The 2,558-nt window shown below is 73.4% G+C and carries 2 protein-coding genes and 1 pseudogene; all 3 read left to right on the top strand.

The annotated features are described in order from the left end of the window. Positions 1-326: pseudogene (locus H5J33_RS30745) on the top strand (SAM-dependent methyltransferase); the annotation flags it as partial. Between the two features lie 303 nt (positions 327-629). Continuing rightward, the gene (locus H5J33_RS30750; RefSeq protein WP_181798047.1) at positions 630-1,013 is read left to right on the top strand and encodes a DUF3040 domain-containing protein; all 384 of its coding nucleotides are present in this window, start codon (positions 630-632) and stop codon (positions 1,011-1,013) included. 51 nt (positions 1,014-1,064) lie between these two features. Then, positions 1,065-2,558, top strand: a 1,494-nt coding sequence (locus H5J33_RS30755) for a DUF3488 and transglutaminase-like domain-containing protein (protein WP_181798048.1), incomplete at its 3' end; no start/stop codon positions are given.

The following is a 2,558-nucleotide window of genomic DNA, read 5'->3' on the forward strand; positions in this document are numbered from 1 at the left end:
TCTTCCCGAAGGTCGTGCAGCAGCTGAAGAAGCACGGCCTGGCGGGGGCATCGGGTCGCCGCTGGGGCAGCGGCGACCCGATGCCCCGCCGGTTCACCGCCGAGCAGCTCACCGCGCTGGTCGAGGGCGCCGGACTGCGGGTCGGCGCGGTGCACGGCGTGCGGGTCTTCGCCGACCTGGTGCCCGGCGTCCTGGTGGACACCGAGCCCGGTGCCGTGGACGCGCTGCTGAGGCTGGAGGCCGCGGCGGCCGAACTGCCCGCGTTCCACTCCGTCGCCACCCAGCTCCACGTGCTCGGTGAGACCGCCGGTGCCGCCGGGAGCTGAGCGCCATGGGGGCCGTGTGCGCCCTGAGTGCACCATCGGGAACAGGCACTGATCAGCGCCTCGGCCGCGGATGGAGTACGCCACAGGCCCCCCGATCGAGCGGTTTGCGCCGTATGATCGAGGTACACCGCTCGGCATGACGAGACGGCCGCCGGGGAATGGAAGCCTCAGCGAGCCGGACGGCCATGACGGAATCCGGTTGGCCAATTGGCGTAGAGGGGCGGGTTTCACGGGGGCGATTCCCTGCCTATCCTGAAGGGACCCCCCGGGTCGCCCCGGCGACTGCACGATGAGGAGGACTCCGTGCCGCTCTCGGAGCACGAGCAGCGCATGCTCGAGCAGATGGAGCGAGCGCTGTACGCCGAAGATCCCAAGTTCGCGTCGGCGCTTGAGGGAAACGGGCTGCGGACGTACACCCGCCGGCGGGTCTACCAGGCGGTCGCGGGCTTCCTCATCGGTATCGCGCTCCTCATGACCGGAATGGTCATGCAGCTGATCTGGGTCAGTGTGGTGGGTTTCCTCGTCATGCTGGGCTGTGCGGTGCTGGCCGTCACCGGCTGGCGCAAGGCCCCCAAACCGGGCGAGCAGCCACCGGGTCTCGCCCGTCGGCAGGTGCGGCCCAGACGCTCCATGATGGACCGGATAGAGGACCGCTGGCAGCGGCGCCGGGACGAACAGGGCCGCTGACCCCGAGACACACATGAGGGGCGGCCACCGCAAGGTGGCCGCCCCTCGGTCGTGCCCGGCGGCCTGCTGGAGCGGGCCCGCAAGGGCGTGGGGGCGGGCGGCGTGGGCACGGTCTCGGCGGTGGACCCGCTGGTGTCGCTGCACGACGACCTGAACACGAACGACGACCGCCTGGTGCTGTCCCTGAAGACCAGCACCAACGACCTGTCCGACCTGTATCTGCGGATCGTCTCCCTGGACGACTTCGACGGCACCACGTGGAAGGCGTCCGCGCACGACTACTTCGACGTGCCGGACCCGCTGCCCACGCCGGCCGGTCTGGACGAGAGCGTCCGGCGCGACACGATACGGACGACGATCACCGCGGCGGACACCTACGCCCAGGACTCGCTGCCGATGCCCTACCCGCCGAGCCGGGTGAAGGCCAGCGGCCGCTGGCGGTACGAGCCGGTCGGGATGACCCTGGCCGGCGACCACGGCCAGACCACGCGGGGCGAGCGCTACGAGGTCACGAGCCTGGACGTGAAGCCGACCGCGGAGCAGCTGGCCGCCGCGCCGCCACCGCCGGCGGCCCTGTGGGAGCGGTACACGAAGGTGCCGTCCTCGCTGCCGAAGGTGGTGGCCCGCACCGCGAAGGAGGTCACCGCGGGCGCGAGCAGCCACTACGAGGAGGCCGTCAAGCTCCAGGACTACTTCGCCGTCACGGGGGGCTTCCAGTACGACACCCAGGTGGAGGCCGGCCAGGGTCCGCGCGCCATCGCGAACTTCCTGGAGAAGAAGCAGGGCTTCTGCGTCCACTTCTCCTTCGCGATGGCGGCGATGGCCCGCACGCTCGGCATCCCGGCCCGGGTCGCGGTGGGCTTCGCGCCGGGCAGCCCGCAGTCCGACGGCACGGTGGCGGTGAACCAGCGGGACGCGCACGCCTGGCCCGAGCTGTACTTCGAGGGCGTGGGCTGGACCCGTTTCGAGCCCACCCCGACCCGGGGCACCACGCCGTCGTACACCCAGACCGACACCCCCGGCAGCTCGCTGCCGGACGAGGCGCGGCCGTCCCGGCACGCGTCCTCGGCGCCCTCGGCGGCGGCCTCGCCGAGCGAGAGCTGCGCCGAGGGGACGCGCCGGCCCCGGTCCTGCGGCCACACCCACCAGTCCGTGTCGTCGTGGCCGCTGATCGGGGTGGGGGCGCTGCTGGTCCTGGCGGTGCCGCTGTCGCCCCTGCTGTGGCGGCGGCGGACGCGCGCGCTGCGGCTGGGCGGGCACGGCCGGACCCCGCAGGGCGCGGCGGCGCACACCCTGGCCGCCTGGCAGGAGCTGACGGACAGCGCCTGGGACCACGGCATCCCGCCGGACGAGTCGCTGACCCCACGCAAGGCCGCCGACCGGATCGTGCGGCTCGGGCGGCTGGATCCGGCGGCCGGGGCCGCGGTGCACCGGGTGGCGGACGCGGTGGAACAGGTGCTGTACGCGCCCCGGCCGCGCCCGGCGGCGGGCACGGCGCGGGACGTGCGCGAGGCGGTCGAGGGCCTGCGGACCGTGGTGGGCGCC

The organism is Streptomyces sp. WELS2, assembly GCF_013870595.1.
Taxonomy (GTDB): Bacteria; Actinomycetota; Actinomycetes; order Streptomycetales; family Streptomycetaceae; genus Streptomyces.